Genomic DNA, 26,183 nt, shown 5'->3' with positions numbered 1-26,183 from the left:
GGAGAACATGCCCCGTGTACCCGAACCGGTTGCCGGCCCAAAGCCGGAGCCCGGAGCCAGAACCTGGAGTGTGGAGCTGGAGCCCGAGTCGAACCCTGATCTCCTGCCGAAGTCAGGGCCCGAGCCCCAACCTCATGCCGAAGCCTGCGCTCGAGCCTAGCCCGGAGCCAGAGCCCGAACTCAGCCCTCAACCTGCCCCGCCCCCACGCCAACCCGCAGCCCCCCGAACCGAAGCCGCGGGTCAGCGCAGCCCGCCCCGCGCGGCCGCACCCAGCGCGGCCGGCGCGGCGGCGCCCCTTCCCGCGGGCCCGGGACCGTCAGCCGCGGAAGATGTCGCGCAGCTCGCGGGCGGCGCGTTCGAGGACTTCGCGGGCGGCGTTCAGTTGGTCCTGGGTCACCGGGATGTCGGCCTGGTGTTCGCGGGCCATGGTGCGGACTTCGTCGCGGAAGTGCATGAAGGTGGCTCGGAGTTCGTCGAGTTGTTCGCGGTCGGCTCGGTCGCGGGGGCGGCGGCCGGTCCAGTCGTCGACGCTGTCCTGGGCGAAGCGCTGCCAGCGGGTGGCTTCGTCCTGCCAGTGTTCGCGCCATTGGGCGGCCCACTGGTCCTTCCACTGTTCCTTCCAGTCGTTCTGGGCTCGCTTCCACTCGCGCCATTCGTCCTTGCCCCACTGCGAGCGGTCCGCCGGGGGGTGGGCGGGGCCGGCGTGGTCGCGCTTGGGCTCGCTGCGGGGCTCGGTGCGGGACTCCGTGCGCGCCTCGGTGCGGGCTTCGGCCGCGGCGGCGCGCAGTTCCTCCTGGATGTGGCGGGCGGATTCCTTGACCTCGTCGCGGATCTCCTCGGCGAGGCTGCTGACCGATTCGCGGATCTCGGTCTCCAGCGCGTCCATGTCGTCGGCGCGGGCGGCGAGTTCGGTGCGGCCGGCGTCGGTGATGTGGTACACCTTGCGGCCGCGCTCGTCGGTCTCGTGCCGGATCAGGCCCTCGCTCTCCAGGCGCGACAGGCGGGGGTACACCGTGCCGGCGCTGGGCGCGTACAGGCCCTGGAACCGCTCCTTGAGCTGCTGGATGATCTCGTACCCGTGCTTGGGGCTCTCGGCAAGGAGCTTCAACAGGTACAGCCGCAGCCGTCCGTGTCCGAAGACGGGTGCCATCTAACGATCCTCTCCATCTTCGCCGTCCACGTCCGAGCCCGAGAGCTCGGGGTCGACGGCCCTTCTCAGCAGCGTCATGTCACCGGACACCGCCCGTGCCTTAAGCCTCCCCTGCCCGGTACCCAAACGTCCGGACAGCTGCCGCGGCTTGGTGAAGGGGATCTGCTTGTTCCCGAACAGCGGCTGGGAGTCCAGACCGTCGAAGGTGGTGACCGTGCGGCCGCTCATCGTGGACATGTCCACCTCCAGGTTCGCATCTTCCGGGGCGCGGACGATGACCTGCCCGGAGACCACGTTCAGCTCCAGGCGCGGGGCGTCGGTGCCGTCCTCCAGGTCCACGGTGATCGCGCCCGAGGTGGTCCCGGCCTTGATCTTGTTCTGCGTCCCGAGGGCGATCACGGTGATCGCCCCGGAGACGGTGTGCGCGCTCAGGTCGTCGGTCACGCTCTCGGCGGTGATCGCCCCGGAGACCGTCTTGACGTCGGTGGGCCCGTGCAGCTGGGCCAGCGTGATCTCGCCGGACACGCCCTGGACCCGGGTGCGCTCGTGCAGGTTGGACACCACCAGCGGCCCGGAGACCACCGTGACGTCCACCAGGCAGTCCGGCGGCACCTGGATGGAGATGTCGGCCTCGATCTTGCGGCCGTGCATCAGCCAGCCGAGCACGTTCGGCCGGAACTCCCCGTGCCGCACCGTCAGCTCGCCGTCCTCGGCCGCGACGACCAGCGGCTCCTCGCCCTTGACCCGGGTCACGTCGACCACGGCCGCGCCGTCCTCGCCGGCTCCGACCACGTCGACCCGGCCCGAGGTGGTGACCACTTTCAGCCGGTGGATCCCCTCGAAGGCGAGCCGGTCCGGCCCGCTCAGTTCGTGTCTCGTCATCACCTGGGCCCTTTCACGATGTATCGCGTCTTCCGAAGAAGACGATATATCGCGTTGCGGACGAGGGCAAGTGGCTGCCCCTTACCAGCTGGGGAACGGTGTCGCAAAACCGTCGCGGAGCACGGCCGGGACGGCCCTGTTCCCGCTCAGTCCTCGTCGTCGTCCAGCCGTGCGAGCCAGGTGGCCAAGCGGTCCACCGCCGCCTCGAACTCCGGGTTCAGGTCGGTGAAGGTGCGCAGCTGCTCGGCGAGCCAGGACAGCGACACCTCCTCCTCCCCCCGGCGCTTCTCCAGTTCCTCGATGCCCCGGTCCGTGAAGTACATCGTTCTTCCGTTCCCTATGAAAGAGCTCTGAGTTTCTATACAGAAGGGGTGGGATCCACGCCTGAGCGCGGATCCCACCCCGGGTGGCTGCTACCGGCTCAGCCGGTGAAAGCGTCCTCGACCAGCTGGCCCTGCTCCACCGCGTGGCGCTTGGCCGAGCCGACCGCCGGGGAGGAGGCGGCGGCCCGGGAGACCACCGTCAGGCCGCGGCCCAGCGCCGCCGGCAGGTTCATCGCCACGAACGGCCACACGCCCTGGTTGGCCGGCTCCTCCTGGACCCAGCGCAGGTCCACGTCCGGGCCGTAGGCGGCGATCGCCGCGGCGATCTCGGCGGCCGGCAGCGGGTGCAGCCGCTCCACCCGCAGGATCGCGGTGTCGGTGATGCCCGCCTTGGCGCGCTTGGCCGCCAGCTCCCAGTAGAGCTTGCCGGTGACCAGCAGCACCCGGCGCACGCCGGCCGGGTCGACCGTGACGTCCGGCAGGACCGGCTCGAAGCGCCCGGTGGTGAAGTCCGCGACCGGCGAGACCGCGTCCTTCAGGCGCAGCATCGACTTCGGCGTGAAGACCACCAGCGGCTTGTGCGCCGGGTTGTGCGCCTGCCAGCGCAGCAGGTGGAAGTACGACGCCGGGTTCGACGGGATCGCCACGGTCATGTTGTTCTGCGCGCACATCTGCAGGAAGCGCTCCGGGCGGGCCGAGGAGTGGTCCGGGCCCTGGCCTTCGTAGCCGTGCGGCAGCAGCAGCACGACGCCGGACTGCTGGCCCCACTTCTGCTCGCCGCTGGAGATGTACTCGTCGATGACCGACTGCGCGCCGTTGACGAAGTCGCCGAACTGCGCCTCCCACAGCACCAGGGCGTTCGCGCGGGCCACGGAGTAGCCGTACTCGAAGCCCAGGGCCGCGTACTCGCTCAGCAGCGAGTCGTAGACCGTGTACTTGGCCTGGTCCGGCGTCAGGTTCGACAGCGGGGTGTACTCGGTGGCGTTCTCCCGGTCCACCAGCACGTGCTGGCGCTGCACGAACGTGCCGCGCCGGGAGTCCTGGCCGGCCAGCCGGACCGGGACGCCCTCCATCAGCAGCGAGCCGAAGGCCAGGGTCTCGCCCATGCCCCAGTCGATCTTGTCGTCGGTGATCATCTGCGCCCGCTTCTGCAGCGGCTGCAGCACCTTCGGGTGCGGGGTGAAGCCGTCGGGCAGCGAGACCTGGGAGTCGGCGATGACCTTGACGGTCTGCTCGCTGATCGCGGTGTCCACCTGCGCCGGGTAGGGCTGCACGTCGACGGCGAAGGTCGCCGAGACCGGAGCCTTGGACACCTCCTTGGTCTCGGCGAAGACCCGCTCCAGCTGGCCCTGGTAGTTGCGCAGGGCCTCCTCGGCCTCTTCCAGGGTGATGTCGCCGCGGCCGATCAGGCCCTCGGTGTACAGCTTGCGGACGCTGCGCTTGGCCTCGATGAGGTTGTACATCAGCGGCTGCGTCATCGACGGGTCGTCGCCCTCGTTGTGCCCGCGGCGGCGGTAGCAGATCATGTCGATGACGACGTCCTTGTTGAACGCCTGGCGGTAGTCGAACGCGAGCTTGGCGACCCGGACGCAGGCCTCGGGGTCGTCGCCGTTCACGTGGAAGATCGGCGCCTCGATCATGCGCGCCACGTCGGTGGCGTAGATCGAGGAGCGCGAGGAGGTCGGCGAGGTGGTGAAGCCGACCTGGTTGTTGATCACCAGGTGCACGGTGCCGCCGGTGCGGTAGCCGCGCAGTTGCGAGAGGTTCAGCGTCTCGGCGACCACGCCCTGCCCGGCGAACGCGGCGTCGCCGTGGATCAGCAGCGGCAGCACCGTGAACCCGGCCGAGGCCTTGTCGATGATGTCCTGCTTGGCGCGGACGATGCCCTCCAGGACCGGGTCGACGGTCTCCAGGTGCGAGGGGTTCGCGGCCAGGGTCACCGCGATGGAGGAGCCGTCCAGCGCGGTGAAGCTGCCCGAGGCGCCCAGGTGGTACTTCACGTCGCCGGAGCCGTGCATGGACTTGGGGTCCAGGTTGCCCTCGAACTCGCGGAAGACCTCGGCGTACTCCTTGCCGACGATGTTCGTCAGCACGTTGAGCCGGCCGCGGTGCGCCATGCCGATGGCGACCTCGTCCAGGCCCGAGCGCGCGGCGTCGGCCAGGATCTCGCCGAGCAGCGGGATCGCCGACTCCCCGCCCTCCAGCGAGAAGCGCTTCTGGCCCATGAACTTGACCTGCAGGAAGGTCTCGAAGGCCTCGGCGGCGTTCAGGCGCTCCAGGATGCGCAGCTGCTCGGTGCGGTCGGGCTTGGCGTAGCCGTGCTCCACCCGGTTCTGGATCCACTTGCGCTCGTCGGGGGACTGGATGTGCATGTACTCGATGCCGATGGTGCGGCAGTAGGAGTCGCGCAGCACGCCGAGCACGTCGCGCAGCTTCATCAGCTTCTTGCCGCCGAAGCCGCCGGTGGCGAACTCCCGCTCCAGGTCCCACAGGGTCAGGCCGTGGCTGACCACGTCCAGGTCCGGGTGCCGGCGCTGCTTGTACTCCAGCGGGTCGGTGTCGGCCATCAGGTGGCCGCGGGTGCGGTAGGACTCGATGAGCTCCTGCACGCGCGCGGTCTTGTTGATGTCGTCCTCGTGCGAGGCCGAGATGTCCTGGATCCAGCGGACCGGCTCGTACGGGATGCGCAGCGACTCGAAGAGCTTGTCGTAGAACCCGTCCTCGCCCAGCAGCAGCTGGTGGATGATCCGCAGGAAGTCGCCGGACTGCGCGCCCTGGATGATCCGGTGGTCGTACGTCGAGGTCAGGGTCATGACCTTGCTGACCGCCAGCCGGGACAGCGTCTCCTCGCTGGTGCCGGAGTACTCGGCCGGGTACTCCATCGCCCCGACGCCCAGGATCGTGCCCTGGCCCTTCATCAGGCGCGGCACGGAGTGCACGGTGCCGATGGTGCCGGGGTTGGTCAGCGAGATCGTGGTGCCGGCGAAGTCGTCCGGGGTCAGCTTGTTGTTCCGGGCGCGGCGGACCACGTCCTCGTAGGCCTGCCAGAACTCGCGGAAGTCCATGAGCTCGGCGCCCTTGATGGAGGGCACCAGCAGCTGCCGGGTGCCGTCCGGCTTCACCTGGTCGATGGCCAGACCCACGTTGACGTGCGCCGGGGTCACCACCGCGGGCTTGCCGTTCTCGGTGGCGAAGGACCGGTTCATCTCCGGCATCGCCTTGAGCGCCTGCGCCAGGGCGTAGCCGATGATGTGGGTGAAGGAGACCTTGCCGCCGCGGGCCCGCTTCAGGTGGTTGTTGATGACGATCCGGTTGTCGATCAGCAGCTTGGCCGGGACGGCCCGCACGCTGGTCGCGGTCGGGACCTCCAGGGAGGCCTCCATGTTGACGACCACGCGGGCCGCCGGGCCCTTCAGGACCGCCGTGGTGGTGGCCGCGGTGCCGCCGGCCGGAGCCGGGGCGGCGGTGGTCGCCGCGTCGCGCGGGACCTGCACCGGGGCGGGCGCCGCCGGAGCTGCCGGGGCGGCCTGGGCTGACGGTGCCGCCGGTGCCGCGGGGGCGGCCGCGGGCGGCTGGGCCGGCGCCGGGACCGCCGCGGGGGCGGCCGGTACGGCGGGAGCGGCGGCCTGGGGGCGCGGGGGCGGCCGATGTGTCGGAGGTCACAGTCACTTCGGGGTTATCAACCTTCGCAACGGGGGCAAGAGCCTGCGCGGCGGCAGAGCTGTCCGTGGGCTGGTAGTCGTTGAAGAAATCCCACCACGCGCGGTCAACGCTCTCCGGGTCGCGCAGGAACTGCTGGTAGATCTCGTCCACCAGCCACTCGTTCGGGCCGAACTCGGCCAGGGTGTGCCCCGGCGTGGAGCCCGGCGTACCGGCAGTCTGATCGGTGGGTGCCTGCTGCGACGGCTGTGGCGACACGGCGGTTTCCGCCCTCTTCCGCGTGGGTGCGTATAGGAGTGCACAGCGGCTACGACCGGGGCTCGGCCGTAGACGTATAGCGGTCATCCAGGCTACGCCGGTGAGCGGCTTTATTGCAGTCGCGCCCCGGGTTCGAGGCACTGATCACACCGGCGGGCGCGGAAAATCCCTCCATCTGACTAGGAGGAGGTTGCGGCGCGCTGGTCAGGAGTGACCAGATTCACACCTCGACCGCACATTAGTGCGTTGTGCTCAGCGGACCGGTTACGGCAGATCGACGCGGATGACACAGCCGGGTGACGCGCTGAGGGCCACCGGGCGGCCGGCAGCGGCCGCGACGGGCTCCGCGGCGCCCGGGGCGAGCGCCGGCACGACCGGCTCGGCGACCGAGATCCGGCCGCCGTGCAGATCCACCACCCAGCGCGCGATCGCCAGTCCGAGCCCGGTGCCGCCGTCCGCGGCCTGCCGCGAGCCGCGGTCGAACCGGTCGAACACCCGGACCCGCTCGCCGGGCGGGATGCCCGGACCCTGGTCGCAGACCTCGACGCGGACGCCGCCCTCCTCCAGCCGCCGAGCGCGCAGCGTGACCTTGCCGCCGGGCGGGGAGTGGCGCACCGCGTTGTCCAGCAGGTTCGCCGCGACCTGGTGCAGGCGCTCGCGGTCGGCGCGCACGGTCAGCGCCGGCGGGACCACGTCGACCACGGTGTAGGGGCGCCGCCCGGCGCCGTCCCGGGTCAGCATCGAGACCGTGGCCTCGCGCGCCACGGTCCCCAGGAACTCCTCCAGCGCCACGTCCTCCCGGTCCAGCTCGACCGCGCCGGCGTCGATCCGGGACAGGTCCAGCAGCGTGCTGACCAGCCGGCCGAGCCGCTCGGCCTGCTCCAGCGCCAGCCGCATGGTCGGCGGATCGGGCTCGGTGACGCCGTCCACGACGTTCTCCAGCACCGCGCGCAGCGCCGAGATCGGCGTCCGCAACTCGTGCGAGACGTTCGCGATCAGCTCTTTGCGCTGCCGGTCGACCGCCTCGAGGTCGGCGGCCATCAGGTTGAACGCCGCGGCCAGCTGTCCGACCTCGTCGCGGGAGGTCGCGGTGGTGACGCGCCGGCTGTAGTCGCCGCGCGCGATGCTCTCGACGGCGTCGGCCATGGAGCGCAGCGGGCTGGTCATGCCGTGCGCCAGGATCTGCGTGACGCCCAGCGACAGGATGACCGCCACGCTGACCACGTACCGCGCCTGGATCCCGGCCGAGACCCCGATCGCGGTGAAGATCCCGACCACCGACACCGAGGCCACGACCAGCACGCCGAGCTTGACCTTGATGCTGTGGAAGCGGTCCAGCGGCCGCACCTCGCGGGCGCGGCCGATCACGGTCCCGCCGACCTTGCGGGACCGGGCGCCGACCGTGCCGACGCGCAGCGAGACGCGGGAGTTCATCGGCCTGCCGCCTCCAGGCTGTCGCCGAGGAGCGGCTCGGCCTCCAGCGCGTAGCCCACGCCGTGCACGGTGCGGATCCAGTCCGCGCCGATCTTGCGGCGGACGGCCTTGACGTGGCTGTCGACGGTGCGGGTCCCGGAGGCGTCCATCCAGTCCCAGACCTCGGCCAGCAGCTTCTCCCGGGTCAGCACGGTGCGCGGCTGCCCGGCCAGGCAGGCCAGCAGGTCGAACTCGGTGGGAGTCAGGTGCGCCTCGTCCTGCGAGCGCCCGGCGCCGACCCGCACCCGGCGCTGCGCCGAGTCGATCTCCAGCACGCGCGCGCCGGCGCTGGTGCCGATGGCCATGAACCGTAGCGGCTGCGGCGCGCGCACGGCGGCGGTGCCGGGCCCGAAGCCGGTCCCGATCGGCACGACGTTGCTCTCGGCCGGGGCGCCGCCGGCGCCGAGCTCCGCGGCCCGCTCGACCCGCCGCAGCAGCGCGTGCACCCGCGCGATCAGCTCGCGCATCGAGAACGGCTTGGTCAGGTAGTCGTCGGCGCCGGTGCGCAGACCCTCGATCAGGTCGCTCTCGTCGTCGCGCGCGGTGACCATCAGCACCGGCACGGCCCGCTCGGCCTGGATCCGGCGGCAGACCTCCAGCCCGTCGAAGCCGGGCAGCATGACGTCCAGCACGATCAGATCCGGCAGGTGCTCCTGAGCGGTCCGCACCGCGGCCGGTCCGTCCCCGGCCAGGTGAGTGGCGAAGCCCTCCGCACGCAGCCGGGCGGCGATCGCCTCGGCGAGGGTCGGTTCGTCCTCGACAACGAGAATGCTGGTCACCGGTTCAGCATAGGCATCAGAGGGTCCAGCACCGAGATCGTCACCGCGCGTGCACAGTTTCGGCACAGGGCGCACCGCGACCTGCGCGATCTTGCCCCGCCCGATGCCGGCTGAGCCCTCGCAGGGTGCTGTCGTAGCGGAGCAGCGCGCCGTGCCGGTCGCCGGACCCTGCCCGTTCACCTCCTTGCCCAAGCTTCCGGCGGGAGGCGGCGATAGGGTTTTGCCCGCCGAGACAGCACGTCGCTAGGAGGACTCCGATGACCGAGAAGCTCACCGATCTGCCGCAATGGAAGGCGCTGGAGACGCACCACGCGGAGTTCGACCGGGTGAACCTGCGCGAGCTGTTCAAGACCGACCCGGCCCGCGCCGAGCGCTACTTCGCGCAGGCCGGGGACCTGTCGGTGGACTACTCCAAGCAGCTGGTCACCGACGAGACCCTGCGCCTGCTGCTGGATTTGGCGCGCGAGCGCGGGGTGTTCGAGCTGCGGGACTGGATGTTCCGCGGCGAGAAGATCAACCTCACCGAGGACCGCGCGGTGCTGCACGTCGCCCTGCGCGCCCCGGAGACCGAGCGCATCGAGGTCGACGGCGCCGACGTCGTGCCCGAGGTGCACGAGGTGCTCCACCGGATGGCGGCGTTCTCCGCCCGGGTCCGCGGCGGGGAGTGGACCGGCGCCACCGGCAAGCGCATCAAGACGGTCGTCAACATCGGCATCGGCGGCTCGGACCTGGGCCCGGCGATGGCCTACGAGGCGCTCAAGCCGTACAGCATGCGCGACATGCAGTTCCGCTTCGTCTCCAACGTCGACGGCGCCGACCTGTACGAGGCCACGCACGACCTGGACCCGGCCGAGACGCTGTTCATCGTCTCCTCCAAGACCTTCACCACGGTCGAGACCGTCACCAACGCCACCTCCGCCAAGAAGTGGCTCCTGGCCGGCCTCGGCGGCGACGAGTCCGCGGTCGCCAAGCACTTCGTCGCGGTGTCCACCAACGCCGAAGGCGTCTCCGCCTTCGGCATCGACACGGCCAACATGTTCGGGTTCTGGGACTGGGTCGGCGGCCGCTACTCCTACGACTCGGCGATCGGCCTGTCGCTGATGATCGCGATCGGCCCGGAGCGCTTCGAGGAGATGCTCCAGGGCTTCCACACGATGGACGAGCACTTCCGCACCGCGCCGGCTGAGAAGAACCTGCCGCTGCTGCTCGGCCTGATCGGGATCTGGTACCGCGACTTCTGGGACGCCCAGACGCTCGCCGTCCTGCCGTACTCGCACTACCTGTCCAAGTTCACCGCGTATCTGCAGCAGCTGGACATGGAGTCCAACGGCAAGTCCACGCGCCGCGACGGCGAGCCGGTGGAGTGGCAGACCGGCCCGGTCGTCTGGGGCACCCCGGGCACCAACGGCCAGCACGCCTACTACCAGCTGATCCACCAGGGCACGCTGCTGATCCCGGCCGACTTCATCGGCTTCGACCGGCCGATCGAGGGCACCGACCCCTTCGGCCAGCACGACGCGCTGATGGCGAACTTCTTCGCCCAGACCGAGGCGCTGGCCTTCGGCAAGACGCGCGAGCAGGTCGAGGGCGAGGGCGTGCCGGCCGCGCAGGTCCCGCACCGGATCTTCCGCGGCAACCACCCGACCACCACGGTCACCGCCCGCCGCCTGACCCCCTCGGTCCTGGGCCAGCTGGTCGCGCTGTACGAGCACAAGGTGTTCGTCCAGGGCGCGGTCTGGGACATCGACTCCTTCGACCAGTGGGGCGTGGAGCTGGGCAAGGTGCTGGCCAAGAAGATCGTCCCGGAGCTGTCCTCGGACGCCGCGCCGGAGCACGACTCCTCGACCAACGCCGCGATCGAGCGCTACCGCGCCGACCGCGAGCCGGGGAACTGACCTCCGCCGCGAGCTGAGCCGCGGCGCGCGACGCCGTCCCGGGCCCGCCGACCCTTTCCGCAAGGTGTCGGCGGGCCCGTCTCTTTTCCGGCCGTGGTACATCTCACGGCTCGGGAACAGGGGTCCACCGGCTGGCCGGGATGAATATCATGGGGTCATGCGTTCTCCCGGCATGGATCCGACGGTGCTGCTCGTCGCACGCCGCCATGTCGACTTCGGCCGGCTGGCCAGCGCGCTGTGTCGCCGGGGCGCCTGAACCCGCGACCGCATCCGTTCCCCGCGGTTGAGCCGCCACCGCTGCTGCGCGCGTTCTCCCGCGAGGCCTCCCATACGCCTTGCCCGCCTGTTCCGCCCTTTTCCCACGAGGAGATGACCGGCCATGTCCATCAACGTGTCGATCCCGACCATCCTGCGCACCTACACCGACGGCGCCAAGCGCGTCGAGGCCGAGGGGACCACCCTGGCCGCCCTGATCACCGACCTGGACGCCCGCCACCCCGGGCTCGGCGACCGGCTGCTGGACTCCGGCGAGCTGCGCCGGTTCGTGAACGTCTACAAGAACGACGAGGACGTCCGCTTCCTCGGCGGGCTGTCGACCCCGCTGGCCGACGGGGACGCGGTCACCGTGCTGCCCGCCGTCGCCGGCGGCTGAGGCGGGACGCGGGAAAGCCACGAGGGCGCCGACGATGCGCTACGACTCGCTGCTGGACTCCGTGGGCCACACCCCGCTGGTCGGGCTGCCCAACCTCTCGCCCTCGCCCGAGGTGCGGCTGTGGGCCAAGCTCGAGGACCGCAACCCGACCGGCTCGGTGAAGGACCGCGTCGCCCTCGGGCTGATCGAGTCCGCCGAGAAGGACGGGCGGCTCAAGCCCGGCGACACCATCTTGGAGCCGACCTCCGGCAACACCGGCATCGGACTGGCGATGGTGGCCAAGCTCAAGGGCTACAAGCTGATCTGCGTCATGCCGGAGAACACCTCCGAGGAACGCCGGCAGATCCTGCGCATGTACGGCGCCGAGATCATCTCCTCGAACGCTGCCGGCGGCTCCAACGAGGCGGTCCGGGTGGCCAAGGAACTGGCCGCCGAGCACCCCGACTGGGTCATGCCCTACCAGTACGGCAACCCCGCCAACGCTTTGGCGCACTACCACGGCACCGGCCCGGAGCTGCTGGCGGACCTGCCGACCATCACGCACTTCGTGGCGGGCCTGGGCACCACCGGCACGCTCATGGGCGTCGGGCGCTACCTGCGCGAGAAGAAGCCGGACGTGCAGATCGTCGCCGCCGAGCCGCGCTACGACGAGCTGATCTACGGCCTGCGCAACCTCGACGAGGGCTTCGTCCCGGAGCTCTACGACGAGTCGGTCCTGACCACCCGCTACTCGGTCGGCGCGCACGACGCCCTGCGCCGCACCCGCGAGCTGCTGGCCGCCGAGGGCGTCTTCGCGGGCATCTCCACCGGCTGCGCGCTGCACGCGGCGCTCGGGATCGCGCGCAAGGCGGCCGAGGCGGGCCAGGGCGCTGACATCGCGTTCATCGTCGCCGACGGCGGATGGAAGTACCTGTCCACCGGCGCCTACGAGGGCACGCTCGACGAGGCCGAGGACCGGATCGAGGGCCAGCTCTGGGCTTAGCGCTGGGCTGGGCTTGACTCTGGGCTCAGCGCTGCGGCGCGCGGCCACGGCGGCGGCGATGACACAAGGTCATCGCCGCCGCCGATCTTGTTCCCGCCCCCGATCATGAGCCTGAAGTGCGGCGACGTTAGGATTCGTCCGTTCTTCAGCTTTCGTGATCAATGGTTGGGAAATTCATGCCCCGCAAGCAGATATGGTCCGGCGCCGTGCTGGCGGCCGTGGCGGCGTCGTCGCTCACCGGCTGCTCCCTGAAGGCCTCGGACGGCACGCCGCAGTCCTTCGCGCAGCTCTCCGCGCTCAGCGCGCCGGCCGCGATCCAGGCCGCGGACCGCGCCGTCGACGCGCACCCCAGCGCGAAAGTGCACACCGTGCTGACGACCGCGACCGCCTCGGAGACCTCCGACGTGACGGCGGTCTTCGACGAGCACCCGACGGTCCAGGGCACGCTGGTCGAGGGCGCGGGCGGCCCGAGCACCGGGGGCGCGCAGTCCTCGCCGGCCATCCCGATCCAGTACGCCGACGGCGTGATGTACATGAAGATGGGCGCCATCCCGCAGATGGCCGCGCAGATGGACGGCAAGCCCTGGCTGAAGATGGACCTGCGGGCGATGGCTCAGGACCCGAACACCGCCTCCTTCGGCACCGACGTCCTGGAGAACACCTCGCCGAGCAAGGGTCTGACCGTCCTCGCGGCCGCCAAGGACCTGCACGTGGTCGGCGCGGAGCAGCACGGCGGCGTGCAGACCATGCACTACGCGGGCAGCGTGAACGGCGCGGACGCCACCGATCCGAACATCGCCGGCCACAACGGCCTGACGCAGGAGGACGCCGACGTGGTCGGCGACGCGCTCGGCCAGGGCGTGGTGACCAAGCTCGGCTACGACCTGTGGCTGAACGCCAAGGGCCAGCCGGTGGCGATGACCTTCACCGAGACCACCCCGGCCGGCGACATGACCGGCGAGATCGACTACAGCGCCTGGGGTACCGAGGCCGCGGTGACGCCGATCCCCGACAACCAGAGCGCCGACTTCGTCGCGATGGTGAAGTCGGAGGAGGCCGCGCAGGGCTCGCAGGACGCCGGACGCGCGACGCCGAGCAGCCCGGCGAGCTCGGACGGTTCGAGCACGCCGAGCAGCCCGAGCGCGCCGAGCACGCCGAGCAGCCCGAGCACGCCGAGCACGCCGAGCACGCCGAGCACCCCGAGTGTTCCGGGCACGCCGACGCCGACCGGTACCTCGAGCAGCAGCTCTACCAACAGCACCACTTCCAGCAGCACCACTTCCAGCAGCACCACCTCCTCGAGCAGCGCCTCCTCCTCGGCGCCGTCGAGCACCTCGACCCCGGGCGCGTAACGCCCGACCCCGCCTGGGCTGAGCTGAGCTGCGAAACGCGGCTCAGCCCAGGCGTTTGTCAGACCGGCGCGAAACGCGATTCGGCCGCCCGCCGGCCACCGGGTACCGTCGAGGCGTGAGCGTGGACCAGGCCGAACAGGATGTCGTGACCGCATCCGTCATCCTCCCCGAGCCCGTCTGGCGGGCCCGCGAAGCCGCGCACCAAGCCCGCGTCGCCACCTGGACCGAGCCCCACCTGCGCCGCCGGGCCGACAACGAGGCGCACCCGGTCATGGATTTCCTGTTCACCTACTACTCGCACCGCCCCGCGCGGCTCCTGCGCTGGCATCCCGGTGTCGGCGTGGTCCTCGCCGGCGACGCGGCCCGCGAGCGGCTGGCCTGGCGCGGGTACCTCGAGACCCCCGAAGGCGTCACCCTCGACCCCGCCGAGTTCACCGACGCCCGCCGCCGCACCGTGGAGTTCGTCCGCGCGCTGCTCGCCGCCACCGCCGGCCGGGAGCCGCGGCTGGCCTGCTTCGGTCTGCACGAGTGGGCCATGGTCTACCGCCTCGAGCCCGAGCAGGTGCGGCACTCCGCGCGCCGGCTGCGCCTCGGCTCCGAAGGCACCGACGAGGTCGTCGAGACCCAGAACATCCGCTGCTCCCACTACGACGCCTACCGCTTCTTCACTCCCGACGCGGTCCCGCGCAATACCCTGCGCCCGACCCGCGACGCGCAGGTCGCCAACGAGCAGCCCGGCTGCCTGCACGCCGGCATGGACCTCTACAAGTGGGCCTACAAGCTGGACCCGTTCGTGCCCTCCGAGCTGATCGCGGACTGCTTCGCGCTCGCTGCCGAGATCCGCGAGATGGATATGCGCGCCAGTCCCTACGACCTCGCCGAGCTCGGCTACGCGCCGATCGCGATCGAGACCCCGGCGGGACGCGCCGAGTACGCCGCCCTGCAGGCCGAGTTCGCCCGCCGCGGCGCCCCGCTGCGCCGGCGGCTGATCGACGTCTGCGACGCCCTGCTCGCCTGGGCCGGCCCGCCGGTCGCCGCCTGACCTGTAACCGATCCGTCGCAGGTCAAGGGGACCGTGAGCAAAACCACGGCTGAGACAGTCGACACATCCACCCGCCCGATCGCGGACGCTCCGCGCGCGGAGCCGTACTCTTTTCCCTCATGGCCGCACCACCGCCTCCGCACATCGACCCGGTACCCCGGGACGCGCCCATCGGCATCTTCGACTCCGGTTTCGGCGGGCTGACCGTCGTCCGGGCGCTGCTGGACCAGCTGCCGCACGAGGCCGTCAGCTACTTCGGCGACACCGCCCGCGCGCCCTACGGCCCGCGGCCGATCGCCCAGGTGCGCGCGTACGCCCTGGAGTGCATGGACAAGCTCGTCGAGTCCGGCGTGAAGATGCTGGTCATCGCGTGCAACTCGGCTTCCGGCGCGGTGCTGCGCGACGCCCGCGAGCGCTACGAGATCCCGGTGGTGGAGGTGATCCGGCCGGCCGTGCGCCTGGCCGTGGCCGCCACCCGGAACCAGCACGTCGGCGTGATCAGCACACGCTCGACCCGGCGCTCGATGGCCTACGTCGACGCCTTCGCCGCGGCGCCGCAGATCCAGCTCACGACCCAGGAGTGCCCGCGCTTCGTGGAGTTCGTCGAGGCCGGGGAGACCGCCGGCGAGGAGCTGCTGAAGGTCGCGCGCGAGTACCTGGACCCGGTCGCGGCGGCCGGGGTCGACACGCTGATCCTGGGCTGCACGCACTACCCCCTGCTCACCGGCGTCATCTCCTACGTGATGGGGGAGGACGTGATCCTGATCAACAGCGCCGAGGAGACCGCCAAGGACGTCTTCCGCGTCCTGGCCGAGAACGCGCTGATGCGCCCCGGCGACCTCCCGGAGCCGGCGCACACCTTCACCACCACCGGCGACCCGGACCAGTTCCTGCAGATCGGGCAGCGCTTCCTCGGGCCCGAGATCGGCCACGTGCACCAGGGACAGCTGCCCGCCGCGCAAGAAGCCACCGACCCCCGATACGCCACAGTTGCGGAGTCCCCATGAAGCTCACCGTGATCGGTTCCTCCGGCTCCTTCGGCAGCCCCGGCAACCCGTGCTCGAGCTACCTGGTCGAGCACGGCGGCTACCGGGTCCTGCTCGACTTCGGCAACGGCGCGCTCGGCGAGCTCCAGCGCTACGGCGACGTCTACGACCTGCAAGCGGTGATCCTGTCGCACCTGCACGCCGACCACTGCGTCGACATGTGCGGGTACTACGTCGCGCGCAAATACCGGCCCGGCGGCGAGCCGCTGCCGCTGCTGCCGGTGTGGGGTCCGGCCGGTACCCGCGAGCGCATCGCCAAGGCCTACGACACCGACGACGCCGAGTGCGAGTCCGTCTTCAGCTTCCGCGACGTGCTGGAGGGCGCCCCGGAGGGCGCGACCGGGAACACCTTCGAGATCGGACCGTTCACCGTCTGCGTGACGCGCGTCGACCACCCCGTGGAGGCCTACGCGATCCGCCTGGAGGCCGACGGCCACACCCTGGTCTACTCCGGCGACACCGGACCCTGCGCCGCGCTGGACAACCTGGCCAAGGGCGCCGACTTACTCCTGGCCGAGGCCTCCTTCCAGGAACCGCGCGACAACGGCCTGCTGGGTCTGCACCTCAACGGCCGCGAGGCCGGCGAGAGCGCGACCGCCGGCGGCGTCGGGCGCCTGGTGCTGACGCACATCCCGCCGTGGACGGACGCCGAGCTGAACCTGGCCGCGGCCAAGAACTCCTACGACGGACCGGTGAACCTGGCCACGCCAGGAGCGGTGTTCCAGATCTGAGACCATGATGGGGAGATGAGGGAGCGGCGGGGCGCCGCCGTTCCCGTGCAGCAGCACCGGAGAGGACCCGACAGTGCCGACCACCATGCTCGTCGTCGAGCAGACGATCAATCAGCACGACCTCGAATACGTCGTCGGCCTGCACGCCGACAACGTCGCGGACGGCATGGACCCCGAGAGCTACGTCGTGGTGGTGCCGGTCGGCAAGGAGAACGGCAAGGTCCTGGCCACCCTTGACGACCTGGCGCTGGGCAACTTCAAGGGCGCCGAGGAGGACTCGCACGGCGAGCCGCTGAACGAGGCCGTGGTCGCCGCCCGCGCGGTGATGACCGCGACCGTCGAGGCCTTCCAGAAGGCCGGCCGGCAGGCCTCCGGCGAACTGCTCGCCGGTCCGCCGGTGGAGGGCCTGAAGGAGATCGCGGCCAAGTACCTCGCCGAGGAGATCATCGTGCTGACCGTGCCGCACCTGGTCGAGGAGTTCTTCCACCGGGACCTGGCCTCCCGGCTGCGCAAGGCCACCGACCTGCCGACGCTGCGGCTGCTCGCGCACGTCCCGCTGGACTGACGCCGAGCGCCCGATCCGGCCCGGCGCGACCGCGGCGGAGCCCGGCGAGGGGGTCGCGCGCCCCGCACCGCCGGCCGCCCGGCCCCCGCCGGTGGGCTAGGGTCTAGACATGTCAGCAGCACGCGTCGACGGCCGCAAAGTAGGCCAGCTCCGTCCGGTCACCCTGACCCGCAAGTGGTCGATCCATCCCGAGGGCAGCGTCCTCGTGGAGTTCGGCCAGACCAAGGTGCTGTGCACCGCCAGCGTCACCGAAGGCGTCCCGCGCTGGCTGCGGGGGAGCGGCAAGGGCTGGGTCACCGCCGAGTACGCGATGCTGCCCCGGGCCACCAACACCCGCGGCGACCGCGAGTCCGTCAAGGGCAAGGTCGGCGGGCGCACCCAGGAGATCTCCCGGCTCATCGGGCGCGCGCTGCGGGCCGTGGTGGACACCAAGGCCCTCGGTGAGAACACCATCATCGTGGACTGCGACGTCCTGCAGGCCGACGGCGGCACCCGCACCGCGGCCATCACCGGCGCCTACGTGGCGCTGCAGGACGCGGTCACGTGGATGCGCGACAAGAAGATGATCAAGGCCTCGCGCGAGCCGCTGGCCGGCTCGGTCTCGGCGGTCAGCGTCGGCATCATCGACGGCGTGCCGATGCTCGACCTCTGCTATGAGGAAGACGTCCGCGCCGAGACCGACATGAACGTCGTGTGCACCGCCGACGGCAAGTTCGTCGAGGTCCAGGGCACCGCCGAGGGCGCCCCCTTCGACCGCGCCGAGCTGGACGCGCTGCTCGACCTGGCCGCCGCCGGCTGCCGCGAGCTGGCTTCGCACCAGGTCAAGGCGCTTCTGAGCTGAGGCCAGGTCCCACCTCCTATATTGTTCGGAGCCCTTTGCGCCAAGCGGGGGCTCCGAATGCTTTTCCCAGGCGATGCTTTCCACAGGGGGTGGATCATGAACGTGCGGCTGCGTGCGAGCGTGATACCGGGACTGCTGGCACTGACCGCAATGTCGCTGACGGCGTGTGCTTCTCAGGGCACGATCGGGGCGAGTGCCGACGGCGGGACGTCTCCGGCCACCGGCGGTTCGCCGAGCCCGGGAGCGAACAGCTCGGCCACCGGCTCCAGCGCGCCGTCGTCGGCGAGCACCGACTCCCCGACGCCGAACACGCCGGCCACCGGTTCCACGCCGGGCGGGTCGGGTTCGCAGGACCCCTCCGCGCTCGCCTCGTCGTTCAAGACGCTCACCAAGCTGTGGACCGACCAGGGCTGCAAGACCGCGCTGGCCGGCTTCAGCGATTACGTGACCGCCGAAGAGCAGGGCCAGGTGCAGGGCGTCGCCGCGATCCCCGGCGCCCAGCAGAAGATCCGCGCGGGCGCCCAGCAGACCAAGCTGCCCGAGGCCGCCCAGGCGATGACCAAGATGGCCGCCGACATGCAGACCATGTTCGACCAGGCCAAGCAGGGCCAGACCCCGGACAAGGGCCCGGTGGGGACCGACTTCCAGATCATGGGCAACGTCTGCTCGCGGCCCTGAGCGCCCTAGCTCTGAGCGCCCTAGCCCTGAGTGCCCCTAGCCCCGAGTGCCCCTAATAGCTCTGAGTGTCCTAGCCCTGAGCGCCCTAGACTGGCGCCCATGCGCCAGATCGTCCTCGCCACCCGCAACGCCAAGAAGATCACCGAGCTCCAGCGGATCCTGCTCGCCGCCGGCCTGACCGACGTCGAACTCGCCGGGCCCGAGCTCTACGCGGCGCTCCCGGACATCCCCGAGACCGGCCTGACCTTCGCCGCGAACGCGCTGATCAAGGCGCGCGCGGTCGCCGCCGCCACCGGGCTGCCCGCCGTCGCCGACGACTCCGGGCTGTGCGTGGACGCGCTGAACGGCATGCCCGGCATCCTGTCCGCGCGCTGGTCCGGCCGCTTCGGCGACCTGCCGTCCGGTCCCGGCCGCGACGTGGCGAACCTGCAGCTGGTCCTGGACCAGGTCGGCGACGTGCCGGAGGAATCCCTCGGCGCCAACTTCACCTGCGCCGCCGCCCTGGTCACGCCGGACGGCGCCGAGCACGTGGTCGAGGGCGTCGTCACCGGCCGCCTCGTCCGCGCCCCGCGCGGCGAGGGCGGCTTCGGCTACGACCCGGTCTTCGTGCCCGAGGGCGAGACCCGCACCACCGCGGAGCTGAGCGCCGAGGAGAAGGACGCGATCAGCCACCGCAGCCGCGCGTTCCGTGCGCTGGTCCCGCTGCTGAAGGGCTAGCGGCTACTTGCCGATGGTGCAGAGGCGGTCCATCTGGTCCAGGTCGGTGGCCAGTTTGGACTGGTCGCCGTCGCCGGCGGCGATCGCGGCGTAGTCGTCGTGCACGGCCTGCACCGTGGCGCGCACATCGCTGCGCTTCGATTCGGTGGCGGCCTTCGCCAGATCGTTGATGAGGGTGTTGAGATCGGACTGCACGGCGCCCGTGTCGCCCTTCTTGGAGTCCGCCTCGATCAGCTTCGACTGCTGGAGGACGGCCGTCTTCCCGCGCGTGCACCCCGCGTCCAGCGCCGAGGGCTTCGAAGCGATCGCCGCGCCGACGAGGCCGGCGCCGGCGGTCACCAGGATGGACAACACCAGTGCCGCGATCGCCACGCCGCGCCCGCGCGCCTTGCCCCGGGCGGTCTTCACCATCCCGACGATGCTCAGCACCAGCCCGACCAGCGGTACCCAGAACAGGCACAGCGCGACGATCGCGACCGCGCTGGTGACCGTCGGGCGCGGCGGCGGATAGCCGTAGCCGTGAGGCGGCGGCATCGGTCCCGGTCCCGGAAGACCCGGCATCCCGCCCGGTCCGAACTGCGGACCCAGACCCGGCGTCCCGCCCGGCGCGTAGTGCGGAGCCGACGCGGGAGCTCCAGCTGCCGCCGGTGCTCCGTTCGGCGCGAACTGTGGTCCCGGCATCCCGCCGGGCGGCGCGAATGCCGCACCGGGCTGCCCGCCGCCGTACACCGGCGCGGTCTCCGTGGGGAAACTCTGCTCGGGCGTCGCCGGATAGCCCTGGCCCGGCGTACCCGCCGCCCCGAACTGCCCCGGCAGCGGCGCCTGTCCAGGCGGAGCCGGCGTCCCGAACAGATTGGGCTCGTTCGTCGGTGTGCTCACGATCCGGCGGTCCCCCAGGCTTGGTCACGGCGATCTTCAGTCGGTGACGGAGCCTAGCGGCTGGCCGCCGGAGCGCGGCCGACATGAACAAGATTTTGAAATGGGGCTGACGAGACTCGAACTCGCACTTGCAGGTACCTAAAACCTGTCCCTCTACCATTGGGGTACAGCCCCGCCTCAGGCTATCGCGTAGCCGCGCCGGCAGTCCAAGCTGTAGGAGTCCAGGCTTTAGGAGTCCAGCCCCAGATCCCGCCGCAACTTCGCGACATGTCCGGTGGCCTTGACGGCGTACTGCGCCACCTCCACCTTCGCGACGCCCTTGGCGTCCACGTCCAGCACGAACGTGGACCGGATGACGCCGACCACCGTCTTGCCGTACAGCTTCTTCTCGCCGAAGGCGCCGTACTCCTGGAGCACCGCCTTGTCCGGGTCGGACAGCAGCGGGAAGGTCAGGGCGTCGCGCTCGCGGAACTTCGCCAGCTTCTCCGGCTTGTCGGGGGACAGGCCCAGGATGGCGAAGCCCTCCTTCTGGAAGGAGGCGATGTTGTCGCGGAAGTCGCAGGCCTGCTTCGTGCACCCCGGGGTCATGGCAGCCGGGTACGCGTACAGGATCACCTTGCGGCCGGCGAAGTCGGCCAGGCTCACGGCCGCGCCGTGGTCGTCGGTCAGGGTGAATGCGGGGGCGGTGTCTCCGGGATTGAGTCTCACGCCCTCCAGGCTAGAGGAGGGCACCCGCGTTCCCCGGGCTTCCCCACGCAGACGGCCATGCGCTGGTGCGATAACGTCACAAGCGTGAGTTCAGGAGAGAAGCTTCCGATCCGGATGCTGCACGACCGGGTGCTGGTCCGTGAGGACCCGGAGACCGGGGACCGGCGCTCGTCCGGGGGCATCCTCATCCCCGCCACCGCGCGCGTCGGCAGCCGCCTGGCCTGGGCCGAAGTCGTGGCGATCGGCGCGAACGTGCGCACGCTCCAGGTCGGCGACCGGGTGCTCTACGACCCCGCCGACCGCGGGGAGGTCGAGGTGCGCGGCACCGATTACGTCCTGCTCCGCGAACGCGACGTCCACGCGGTGGCCGCCGAGCGGCTCGGCGAGGGCGAGGGCGAAACCGGTCTGTATCTGTGAGGCTCTGAAAGCTCTGAATCTCCGCCCCGCGCCACACGGGATTTCGCCGTCGCCGACGAGTTACCCGTAGACCACCCGCGTCCCCTAAGGTCGTCGGCATGGCTGGTAATCAGCGAGGAGGTACGGACCAGGCGACCTCGCGGCGCACCCCGAAGCCCTCGGGCGAGCGCAGGGTTCCGGGCGCCTCCGCGCCGAAGGATCCGGGCATCCGCGCCGGAGCCGCCGACGATCCGCCCTCGCTGTCCGCCATGCCCGCGGCCGGCTGGTTCTCCTTCGCCTTCTGGCTCGCCGCCGGCGCCATCACCGCCTACGCCCTGGTCCATCTGGTCTCCGGGCTGGGCAGCCTGCTGTCCGTCCTGATGCTCGCGGTGTTCTTCGCGACCGCGCTGGACCCGATGGTCACCGGCCTGGTGAACCGCGGCCTGCGCCGCGGCCTGGCGGTGTTCGTGGTCGCGATGGGCGTGCTGGCGCTGTTCGCCGGATTCGTGGCGGTGATCTTCCCGCCGATCGACCGCGAGGTCAACTCCCTGATCAACGCCATCCCCGGGTACCTGAACGACCTGCGCAACAAGTCCACGTACCTGGGCAAGCTGGAGAACAAGTACCACCTCATCGAGAAGGTCAAGTCCTGGATCAACTCCAACAAGGCCGGGACCCTGGACCTCAACGGCATCCTGGGCGCCGGCAAGGCGGTGTTCTCGCTGCTCACCGGGACCCTGGCCGGGATCGCGCTGACCTTCTACTTCGTGGCGAACATGCCGGGCATCAAGAACTTCGCCTACCACCTGGTGCCGGTCCGCCGCCGCCCGCGGGTCTCCGAGCTCACCGACCGCATCCTGGCGCAGGTCGGCAAGTACGTGATCGGCCAGATGATCATCGCCTCCATCGCCGGCTTCTTCACCTGGATCTGGGCCATGGCCTGGTCGATCCCTTATCCCGCCGCGCTCGGCCTGGTGGTCGCGCTGTTCGGGCTGGTGCCGGTGGTCGGCTCCTCGATCGGCGGCGCGGTGGTGACGCTGGTGGCGCTGACCGTCTCGCTGAAAGTGGCGATCTTCACGCTCGCCTACTACGTGGCCGCCCGCCTGGCCGAGGATTACCTGATCGCCCCTAGGGTGAATCGCCGTACGGTGGACGTGCACCCGATGGTGACGATTCTCGCCGTCCTGGTCGGCGCGGCGCTGTTCGGTATCGTCGGAGCGCTGGTGGCGATCCCGGCGGCGGTGGCGATCAGGCTCATCGCGACTGAGGTTCTCCTGCCGCGCATCGACGAGATGTGATAGTCGAGGCGTGGATACGGCATGATCTCCCCTATCGGGTGAGACCCGAGACGCGCATCGCGCGGCGCGTTCCGGGAATGGGGTGGGACTACTACTGTGGGCGTTCTGATGGATACCAACGATGACCGGTAGGGCGGATCTCGTCGTGCTCGGCGCCGGCCCGGCGGGCCTGGCGGCGGCGTGGTACGCGGCGCGCCGCGGCTTGTCCGTGGACGTGCTGGAGCGGGCCGAGACCGTGGGCGGGATGGCCGCGTCGTTCGACGTCGCCGGCTTCCGGGTGGATCTGGGCAGCCACCGGCTGAACCCGGACCTGCCGGAGAACATACTGGCCGATCTCAGATCCCTGATGGGATCGGACCTGCAGACCCGCTATCGCAACGGCCGGCTGCTGGTCGGCGACCGCTGGGTCACCTATCCGTTCAAGCCGCGCGAGCTGGCCAAGGCCATGCCGACCGTGCCGATGGCCCGCGCCGCCTTCGACGCGCTGGCCACCACCTGGCGCGGCAAGAAGCAGATCGCCGCCGCCGACTCCTACGCGGAGCTGATGCGCGCCGGCTTCGGGCCGACCATGTACAAGCAGGTCTACGAGCCCTACGCCGCCAAGCTGTGGGGCGTCACCGGCGACGACATCGACATCGACCAGGCCCGGCGCAAGGCGGGCTCGCAGACGATGTGGGGCGCGCTGGTGCGCAGCGTCCGCAACTCGATCGCGAGCGAGTCGCTGGCCTACCTCTACCCGCGCCGCGGCTTCGGCCAGCTCTGCGAAACCCTCGCCGACGCCGCGATGGAGGCCGGTGCGCGCATCCGCCTCGGCGCCGCCGCCGAGCACCTCACGGTCGACGCCGAGGGCGTCAGCGTCAGCCTGGCCCGCTCGGAGTTCCACGGCTCGGCCGCCGAACGCGGCGGCTGGTCGGGGGAGCAGCACTGGGCCGAGGGCGGCACGGACATCCGGGCCGGACACGTCTTCTCGACCATCCCGGTCCCGCTGCTGGCCCGCCTGACCTCGCCGGGCGCGCCGTACGAGGCGGTGGAGGCCAGCGGCAAGCTGCGCTTCCGCGCCATCCTGCTGGTCTACGCCGTCCACGCCGGCGGCCGCTGGACCGGTTGCGACGTGCACTACATCCCCGACGGCGACACCCCGGTGACGCGCATCTCCGAGCCGGCGAACCACCGCTTCTCCCCGGACGACCCGACCGAGCGCACCGTGCTGTGCTTCGAGATCCCCTGCGACATAGGGGACGACCTGTGGGCCGCGGACGAGGACCAGCTCGCGAACCTGATCCGGGAGACGGTGCGCCGCCTCGGGCTGCCGCAGCTGAACCTGGAATGGGTGCAGGTCAAGCGGATGCGCCAGGTGTACCCGATCTACCACAAGGGCTACCGCGAGGCGCTGGCCGACCTCGAGGGCTGGGTCGAGTCGCTGCCGCACGTCACGACCTTCGGCCGGCTGGGCCTGTTCACCCCGGACAACACCCACCACGCGCTGCTGATGGGCTACGAGGCCGCCGACGCCCTGGGCACCGGGCAGTGGGACCAGCAGATGTGGTCCGAGGCGCGGGACCGGTTCACCCAGCACGTCGTCGAGAGCTGACGCACGCGTTGTGACGCGGATCACAGTGGTTCCGTGTCACAACGCATTGTGAGGTATTCGGAGCTCTTCACCTCGGCATATCGGCGGTGACCTGCTCTAGCCTGGGTCTCGAGCCAGGACATGAGTCTCAAGCCTGAGGGGGCGACGAGGCATGGCTGAGGACAGAACTCCTGCGGAGATATGAAGGCCGGGCGTCGGCGGCGATCCAGTGGATCACCGCCGACTCCGTGCCGGCGTTGACACGTACGCGACCGTGCACGGGTGTTCGCACACTGACAAACCCCAGCTCACGCGTCTACTGCTGCTCCCACGGGCGTCCGTGCTTCGCCGGATGTTCACCGGGGGTTCGCCTTGATCGACCAGACTCCGGGGCATGGCGCGACAGTTCCGCCCGGAGCGGGTGGAGTATGACGTTCTCACCGCGCATCCCGATGCCGCTGAGGCCGCGGTCGGTGTGACGCTGTGGGCCACCGCCGCGGTGGACGCTGTCGATCCCGCTCCGCTGAACGGGATGGACGCCCTGAAGGACTACGTGCTGGCGATGGTCCCGCGCCTGCGGGACTTCGCCGAGCACGTGACCGCCCCCAACGGGGAGGCGCACGCCCCGGCGCTGCGGTACGGCGCGTACCTCAGCGTGCGCGCGATGATCCGCGACAAGTCCGGCCTGGCGCTGGCCGAGGTCTACGCCGACGGCCGCGCGCTGTTCCCCGGCGAACTCGACGCCGATCTGCGCGGGCGCATCAACGGCCTGGTGAACGTCGGCCTGCCGATGGTGACCCGCGCGGTGGACCAGGGCGCGTACGAGAACGCGCTGGAGTCGCTGATGAAGGCCCGTGGCGTGCTGAACGCGATGCTGCAGGCGGTGATGAACATGGCCGTGTCCGGGCCCGAACCCGTTTCCCGGGAACGCCTGGCGGCCGCACTGCACGTGCAGCCCGGCGACCTCGAGAGCTGGTACACCGGGCGGACTTCGTAGCCGATGCCCGGCGGACTCCGTAGGGCGAGCGCCTAGGGCAATCGCCTAGGACGACCGCCTAGGACGACCGCCTAGGACGACCGCCTAGGACGACCGCCTAGGACAAACACCTAGCCCGTCGGCGAGACCGGCGAGGACTGATCCGGGCGCATCTGCTACAACGTGTCGTAGGCTGTGCCGGGGCGTCCGCGCCGCCGCCGGCCGAGCCCGCCGACCGCCGCGGACTCCAGCCTGAGCTCGTGTGCTGCTGCTTTGCCCTACGTTCACCGTCTGTTTCCCCGAGCTGCCGGACGCCCCGCGTATTCTCCGGCAGACTGCATCCATTTTCCGACAGGGGTACGAGTTGTCCGGCCTCAACTATCTCGAAGCCTGCACCATCGGGCTGGTCCAAGGCGTCACCGAGCTGTTCCCCATATCCAGCCTCGGCCACTCGATAATCCTGCCGGCCTTCATCGGCGGAAGCTGGAAGGCCGATCTGGACATGACCGCCAAGGACTCGCCGTATCTGGCGTTCCTGGTGTTGGCGCACGTGGCGACCGCGCTGGCGCTGGTGGCGTTCTTCTGGCGGGACTGGGTGCGCATCATCAGGGCCCTGTTCACCTCGGTCAAGGACCGCAGCGTGGAGACCGCCGACCAGCGCCTGGCGTGGCTGCTGGTGGTCGGCACGATCCCGGTCGGGCTGATCGGGATCGTGGCGGACAAGGAGCTGCGCACGCATCTGGGCAAGCCGATACCGGCGGCGATCTTCCTGCTCATCAACGGCTTCGTCATCTTCCTCGCCGACTCCATGCTCAAGAGCTCCTCCAAGGGCCGGCACGCCGACGACGGCACCACGCCGGCCACGCACGGGGAGTCCACCGAGATCGCCGCCGACCGCAGGCTGGCCCGGCTGGGCTGGAAGTCCGCCGCGGGCATAGGCGGCGCGCAGGCCTTCGCGCTGCTGCCGGGCATCAGCCGCTCCGGCATCACCATGGTCGCCGGGCTCGCCCGCGGCCTGAAGACCGAGGACGCGGCGCGCTTCGCCTTCCTGCTGGCCACCCCGGTGATCCTCGCCGCCGGCGTGTACAAGGCTCCCGAGCTGGCCAAGCCGGCGAACCACAGCATCCTCGGACCGGCTGTCGCCGGCTCGGTGCTGGCCGGGATCGCCGCCTACATCTCGGTGCGCTTCCTGACCAAGTACTTCGAGAACCGCGATCTGAAGCCGTTCGGCGTCTACTGCGTGATCGCCGGCATCGTGTCGCTGGTCTGGTTCTCGGTGCACCACTGAGCGGTCGCTGCCGAGAACGCTACGGGCCGCCGCCCGCGGAA

The 26,183-nt window shown here is 70.6% G+C and carries 24 protein-coding genes, 1 tRNA gene and 1 pseudogene; 17 read left to right on the top strand and 9 right to left on the bottom strand.

The window, feature by feature from the left end; translation table 11 throughout:
* Positions 1-317: 317 nt before the first annotated feature.
* The 6 genes and pseudogenes from CACI_RS37390 to CACI_RS37370 form a co-directional block, all read right to left on the bottom strand.
* Positions 318-1,151: a PadR family transcriptional regulator gene (locus tag CACI_RS37390; RefSeq protein WP_015796117.1), complete on the bottom strand. Its 834-nt coding sequence runs from the start codon at positions 1,149-1,151 to the stop codon at positions 318-320.
* A complete protein-coding gene (locus tag CACI_RS37385) occupies positions 1,152-2,033 on the bottom strand; it encodes a DUF4097 family beta strand repeat-containing protein (RefSeq protein ID WP_015796116.1) in 882 nt (293 codons plus the stop codon).
* A gap of 146 nt (positions 2,034-2,179) precedes the next feature.
* A complete protein-coding gene (locus CACI_RS49380; RefSeq protein WP_015796115.1) occupies positions 2,180-2,356 on the bottom strand; it encodes a DUF6104 family protein in 177 nt (58 codons plus the stop codon).
* Positions 2,357-2,454: 98 nt separating this feature from the next.
* Positions 2,455-6,274 (bottom strand): annotated as a pseudogene (locus CACI_RS37380) (multifunctional oxoglutarate decarboxylase/oxoglutarate dehydrogenase thiamine pyrophosphate-binding subunit/dihydrolipoyllysine-residue succinyltransferase subunit).
* 264 nt (positions 6,275-6,538) lie between these two features.
* Positions 6,539-7,708 carry a HAMP domain-containing sensor histidine kinase gene (locus tag CACI_RS37375; protein WP_015796113.1) on the bottom strand — a complete coding sequence of 390 codons (1,170 nt, stop codon included), beginning with the start codon at positions 7,706-7,708 and terminating at the stop codon, positions 6,539-6,541.
* A complete protein-coding gene (locus CACI_RS37370) occupies positions 7,705-8,526 on the bottom strand; it encodes a response regulator transcription factor (RefSeq protein WP_015796112.1) in 822 nt (273 codons plus the stop codon). The genes CACI_RS37375 and CACI_RS37370 overlap by 4 nt, the downstream gene beginning before the upstream one ends.
* Positions 8,527-8,783: 257 nt before the next feature.
* On the opposite strand from CACI_RS37370, the gene pgi reads away from it, so the two are divergent.
* The 12 genes from pgi to rdgB all read left to right on the top strand — a co-directional run bounded on the left by pgi (position 8,784) and on the right by rdgB (position 19,027).
* Positions 8,784-10,421, top strand: coding sequence for a glucose-6-phosphate isomerase (gene pgi / locus CACI_RS37365; RefSeq protein ID WP_015796111.1), 1,638 nt, complete (start codon positions 8,784-8,786; stop codon positions 10,419-10,421).
* Between the two features lie 157 nt (positions 10,422-10,578).
* Positions 10,579-10,677: a putative leader peptide gene (locus tag CACI_RS53960; RefSeq protein ID WP_317623733.1), complete on the top strand. Its 99-nt coding sequence runs from the start codon at positions 10,579-10,581 to the stop codon at positions 10,675-10,677.
* Positions 10,678-10,800: 123 nt separating this feature from the next.
* A complete protein-coding gene (locus CACI_RS37360; protein WP_015796110.1) occupies positions 10,801-11,073 on the top strand; it encodes a MoaD/ThiS family protein in 273 nt (90 codons plus the stop codon).
* A gap of 34 nt (positions 11,074-11,107) precedes the next feature.
* Positions 11,108-12,055: a PLP-dependent cysteine synthase family protein gene (locus CACI_RS37355; RefSeq protein WP_015796109.1), complete on the top strand. Its 948-nt coding sequence runs from the start codon at positions 11,108-11,110 to the stop codon at positions 12,053-12,055.
* 176 nt (positions 12,056-12,231) lie between these two features.
* Entirely contained in the window at positions 12,232-13,407 is a 1,176-nt protein-coding gene (locus tag CACI_RS37350) for a hypothetical protein (RefSeq protein ID WP_015796108.1), read from the top strand.
* Positions 13,408-13,528: 121 nt separating this feature from the next.
* The gene (locus CACI_RS37345; RefSeq protein WP_015796107.1) at positions 13,529-14,449 is read left to right on the top strand and encodes a hypothetical protein; all 921 of its coding nucleotides are present in this window, start codon (positions 13,529-13,531) and stop codon (positions 14,447-14,449) included.
* Positions 14,450-14,568: 119 nt separating this feature from the next.
* Complete coding sequence (murI, locus tag CACI_RS37340) at positions 14,569-15,456, top strand: glutamate racemase (RefSeq protein ID WP_015796106.1); 888 nt, start codon at positions 14,569-14,571, stop codon at positions 15,454-15,456.
* Positions 15,453-16,226 (top strand): MBL fold metallo-hydrolase, encoded by a 774-nt coding sequence (locus CACI_RS37335; protein ID WP_015796105.1) that lies wholly within the window; start codon positions 15,453-15,455, stop codon positions 16,224-16,226. The genes murI and CACI_RS37335 overlap by 4 nt, the downstream gene beginning before the upstream one ends.
* 73 nt (positions 16,227-16,299) lie before the next feature.
* Positions 16,300-16,791 (top strand): hypothetical protein, encoded by a 492-nt coding sequence (locus CACI_RS37330; RefSeq protein WP_015796104.1) that lies wholly within the window; start codon positions 16,300-16,302, stop codon positions 16,789-16,791.
* Between the two features lie 109 nt (positions 16,792-16,900).
* Positions 16,901-17,632, top strand: coding sequence for a ribonuclease PH (rph, locus tag CACI_RS37325; RefSeq protein ID WP_015796103.1), 732 nt, complete (start codon positions 16,901-16,903; stop codon positions 17,630-17,632).
* Positions 17,633-17,728: 96 nt separating this feature from the next.
* The gene (locus CACI_RS37320; protein WP_015796102.1) at positions 17,729-18,310 is read left to right on the top strand and encodes a hypothetical protein; all 582 of its coding nucleotides are present in this window, start codon (positions 17,729-17,731) and stop codon (positions 18,308-18,310) included.
* Between the two features lie 99 nt (positions 18,311-18,409).
* Positions 18,410-19,027 carry an RdgB/HAM1 family non-canonical purine NTP pyrophosphatase gene (gene rdgB / locus CACI_RS37315; RefSeq protein ID WP_015796101.1) on the top strand — a complete coding sequence of 206 codons (618 nt, stop codon included), beginning with the start codon at positions 18,410-18,412 and terminating at the stop codon, positions 19,025-19,027.
* Positions 19,028-19,030: 3 nt separating this feature from the next.
* Here the strand turns inward: rdgB and CACI_RS50605 are convergent, their stop codons facing one another.
* From CACI_RS50605 to bcp, 3 genes are all read right to left on the bottom strand, one after another.
* Positions 19,031-19,906, bottom strand: a complete 876-nt coding sequence (locus CACI_RS50605; RefSeq protein WP_143765547.1) for a DUF4190 domain-containing protein — start codon at positions 19,904-19,906, stop codon at positions 19,031-19,033.
* A 101-nt stretch (positions 19,907-20,007) separates the two neighbouring features.
* Positions 20,008-20,080, bottom strand: a tRNA-Leu gene (locus tag CACI_RS37305).
* 54 nt (positions 20,081-20,134) lie between these two features.
* Entirely contained in the window at positions 20,135-20,623 is a 489-nt protein-coding gene (bcp, locus tag CACI_RS37300) for a thioredoxin-dependent thiol peroxidase (protein ID WP_041543344.1), read from the bottom strand.
* A gap of 48 nt (positions 20,624-20,671) precedes the next feature.
* On the opposite strand from bcp, the gene CACI_RS37295 reads away from it, so the two are divergent.
* The 5 genes from CACI_RS37295 (at position 20,672) to CACI_RS37270 (ending at position 26,142) form a co-directional block, all read left to right on the top strand.
* A complete protein-coding gene (locus CACI_RS37295; protein WP_041540705.1) occupies positions 20,672-21,031 on the top strand; it encodes a GroES family chaperonin in 360 nt (119 codons plus the stop codon).
* 98 nt (positions 21,032-21,129) lie between these two features.
* On the top strand, positions 21,130-22,308 hold the full coding sequence (locus tag CACI_RS37285) for an AI-2E family transporter (protein WP_015796097.1): 1,179 nt from the start codon (positions 21,130-21,132) through the stop codon (positions 22,306-22,308).
* Between the two features lie 121 nt (positions 22,309-22,429).
* A complete protein-coding gene (locus CACI_RS37280; protein ID WP_015796096.1) occupies positions 22,430-23,899 on the top strand; it encodes an FAD-dependent oxidoreductase in 1,470 nt (489 codons plus the stop codon).
* 373 nt (positions 23,900-24,272) lie between these two features.
* Complete coding sequence (locus CACI_RS37275; RefSeq protein ID WP_015796095.1) at positions 24,273-24,875, top strand: hypothetical protein; 603 nt, start codon at positions 24,273-24,275, stop codon at positions 24,873-24,875.
* Positions 24,876-25,218: 343 nt separating this feature from the next.
* Entirely contained in the window at positions 25,219-26,142 is a 924-nt protein-coding gene (locus CACI_RS37270; protein ID WP_041540702.1) for an undecaprenyl-diphosphate phosphatase, read from the top strand.
* The last annotated feature ends 41 nt before the right edge of the window (positions 26,143-26,183 follow it).

This window comes from Catenulispora acidiphila DSM 44928 (genome assembly GCF_000024025.1).
Lineage (GTDB): Bacteria > Actinomycetota > Actinomycetes > Streptomycetales > Catenulisporaceae > Catenulispora > Catenulispora acidiphila.
Note: the sequence above shows the minus strand (reverse complement) of the source record. Positions and strands in the feature narration are given on the sequence as shown.

Coding starts and splice junctions, on each gene's coding strand:
- CACI_RS37390 (WP_015796117.1), bottom strand. CDS start 1,151: ATGGCACCCGTCTTCGGACACGGACGGCTGCGGCTGTACCTGTTGAAG.
- CACI_RS37385 (WP_015796116.1), bottom strand. CDS start 2,033: ATGACGAGACACGAACTGAGCGGGCCGGACCGGCTCGCCTTCGAGGGG.
- CACI_RS49380 (WP_015796115.1), bottom strand. CDS start 2,356: ATGTACTTCACGGACCGGGGCATCGAGGAACTGGAGAAGCGCCGGGGG.
- CACI_RS37375 (WP_015796113.1), bottom strand. CDS start 7,708: ATGAACTCCCGCGTCTCGCTGCGCGTCGGCACGGTCGGCGCCCGGTCC.
- pgi (WP_015796111.1), top strand. CDS start 8,784: ATGACCGAGAAGCTCACCGATCTGCCGCAATGGAAGGCGCTGGAGACG.
- CACI_RS53960 (WP_317623733.1), top strand. CDS start 10,579: ATGCGTTCTCCCGGCATGGATCCGACGGTGCTGCTCGTCGCACGCCGC.
- CACI_RS37360 (WP_015796110.1), top strand. CDS start 10,801: ATGTCCATCAACGTGTCGATCCCGACCATCCTGCGCACCTACACCGAC.
- CACI_RS37355 (WP_015796109.1), top strand. CDS start 11,108: ATGCGCTACGACTCGCTGCTGGACTCCGTGGGCCACACCCCGCTGGTC.
- CACI_RS37350 (WP_015796108.1), top strand. CDS start 12,232: ATGCCCCGCAAGCAGATATGGTCCGGCGCCGTGCTGGCGGCCGTGGCG.
- murI (WP_015796106.1), top strand. CDS start 14,569: ATGGCCGCACCACCGCCTCCGCACATCGACCCGGTACCCCGGGACGCG.
- CACI_RS37335 (WP_015796105.1), top strand. CDS start 15,453: ATGAAGCTCACCGTGATCGGTTCCTCCGGCTCCTTCGGCAGCCCCGGC.
- rph (WP_015796103.1), top strand. CDS start 16,901: ATGTCAGCAGCACGCGTCGACGGCCGCAAAGTAGGCCAGCTCCGTCCG.
- CACI_RS37320 (WP_015796102.1), top strand. CDS start 17,729: ATGAACGTGCGGCTGCGTGCGAGCGTGATACCGGGACTGCTGGCACTG.
- rdgB (WP_015796101.1), top strand. CDS start 18,410: ATGCGCCAGATCGTCCTCGCCACCCGCAACGCCAAGAAGATCACCGAG.
- CACI_RS37295 (WP_041540705.1), top strand. CDS start 20,672: ATGCGCTGGTGCGATAACGTCACAAGCGTGAGTTCAGGAGAGAAGCTT.
- CACI_RS37285 (WP_015796097.1), top strand. CDS start 21,130: ATGGCTGGTAATCAGCGAGGAGGTACGGACCAGGCGACCTCGCGGCGC.
- CACI_RS37280 (WP_015796096.1), top strand. CDS start 22,430: ATGACCGGTAGGGCGGATCTCGTCGTGCTCGGCGCCGGCCCGGCGGGC.
- CACI_RS37275 (WP_015796095.1), top strand. CDS start 24,273: ATGGCGCGACAGTTCCGCCCGGAGCGGGTGGAGTATGACGTTCTCACC.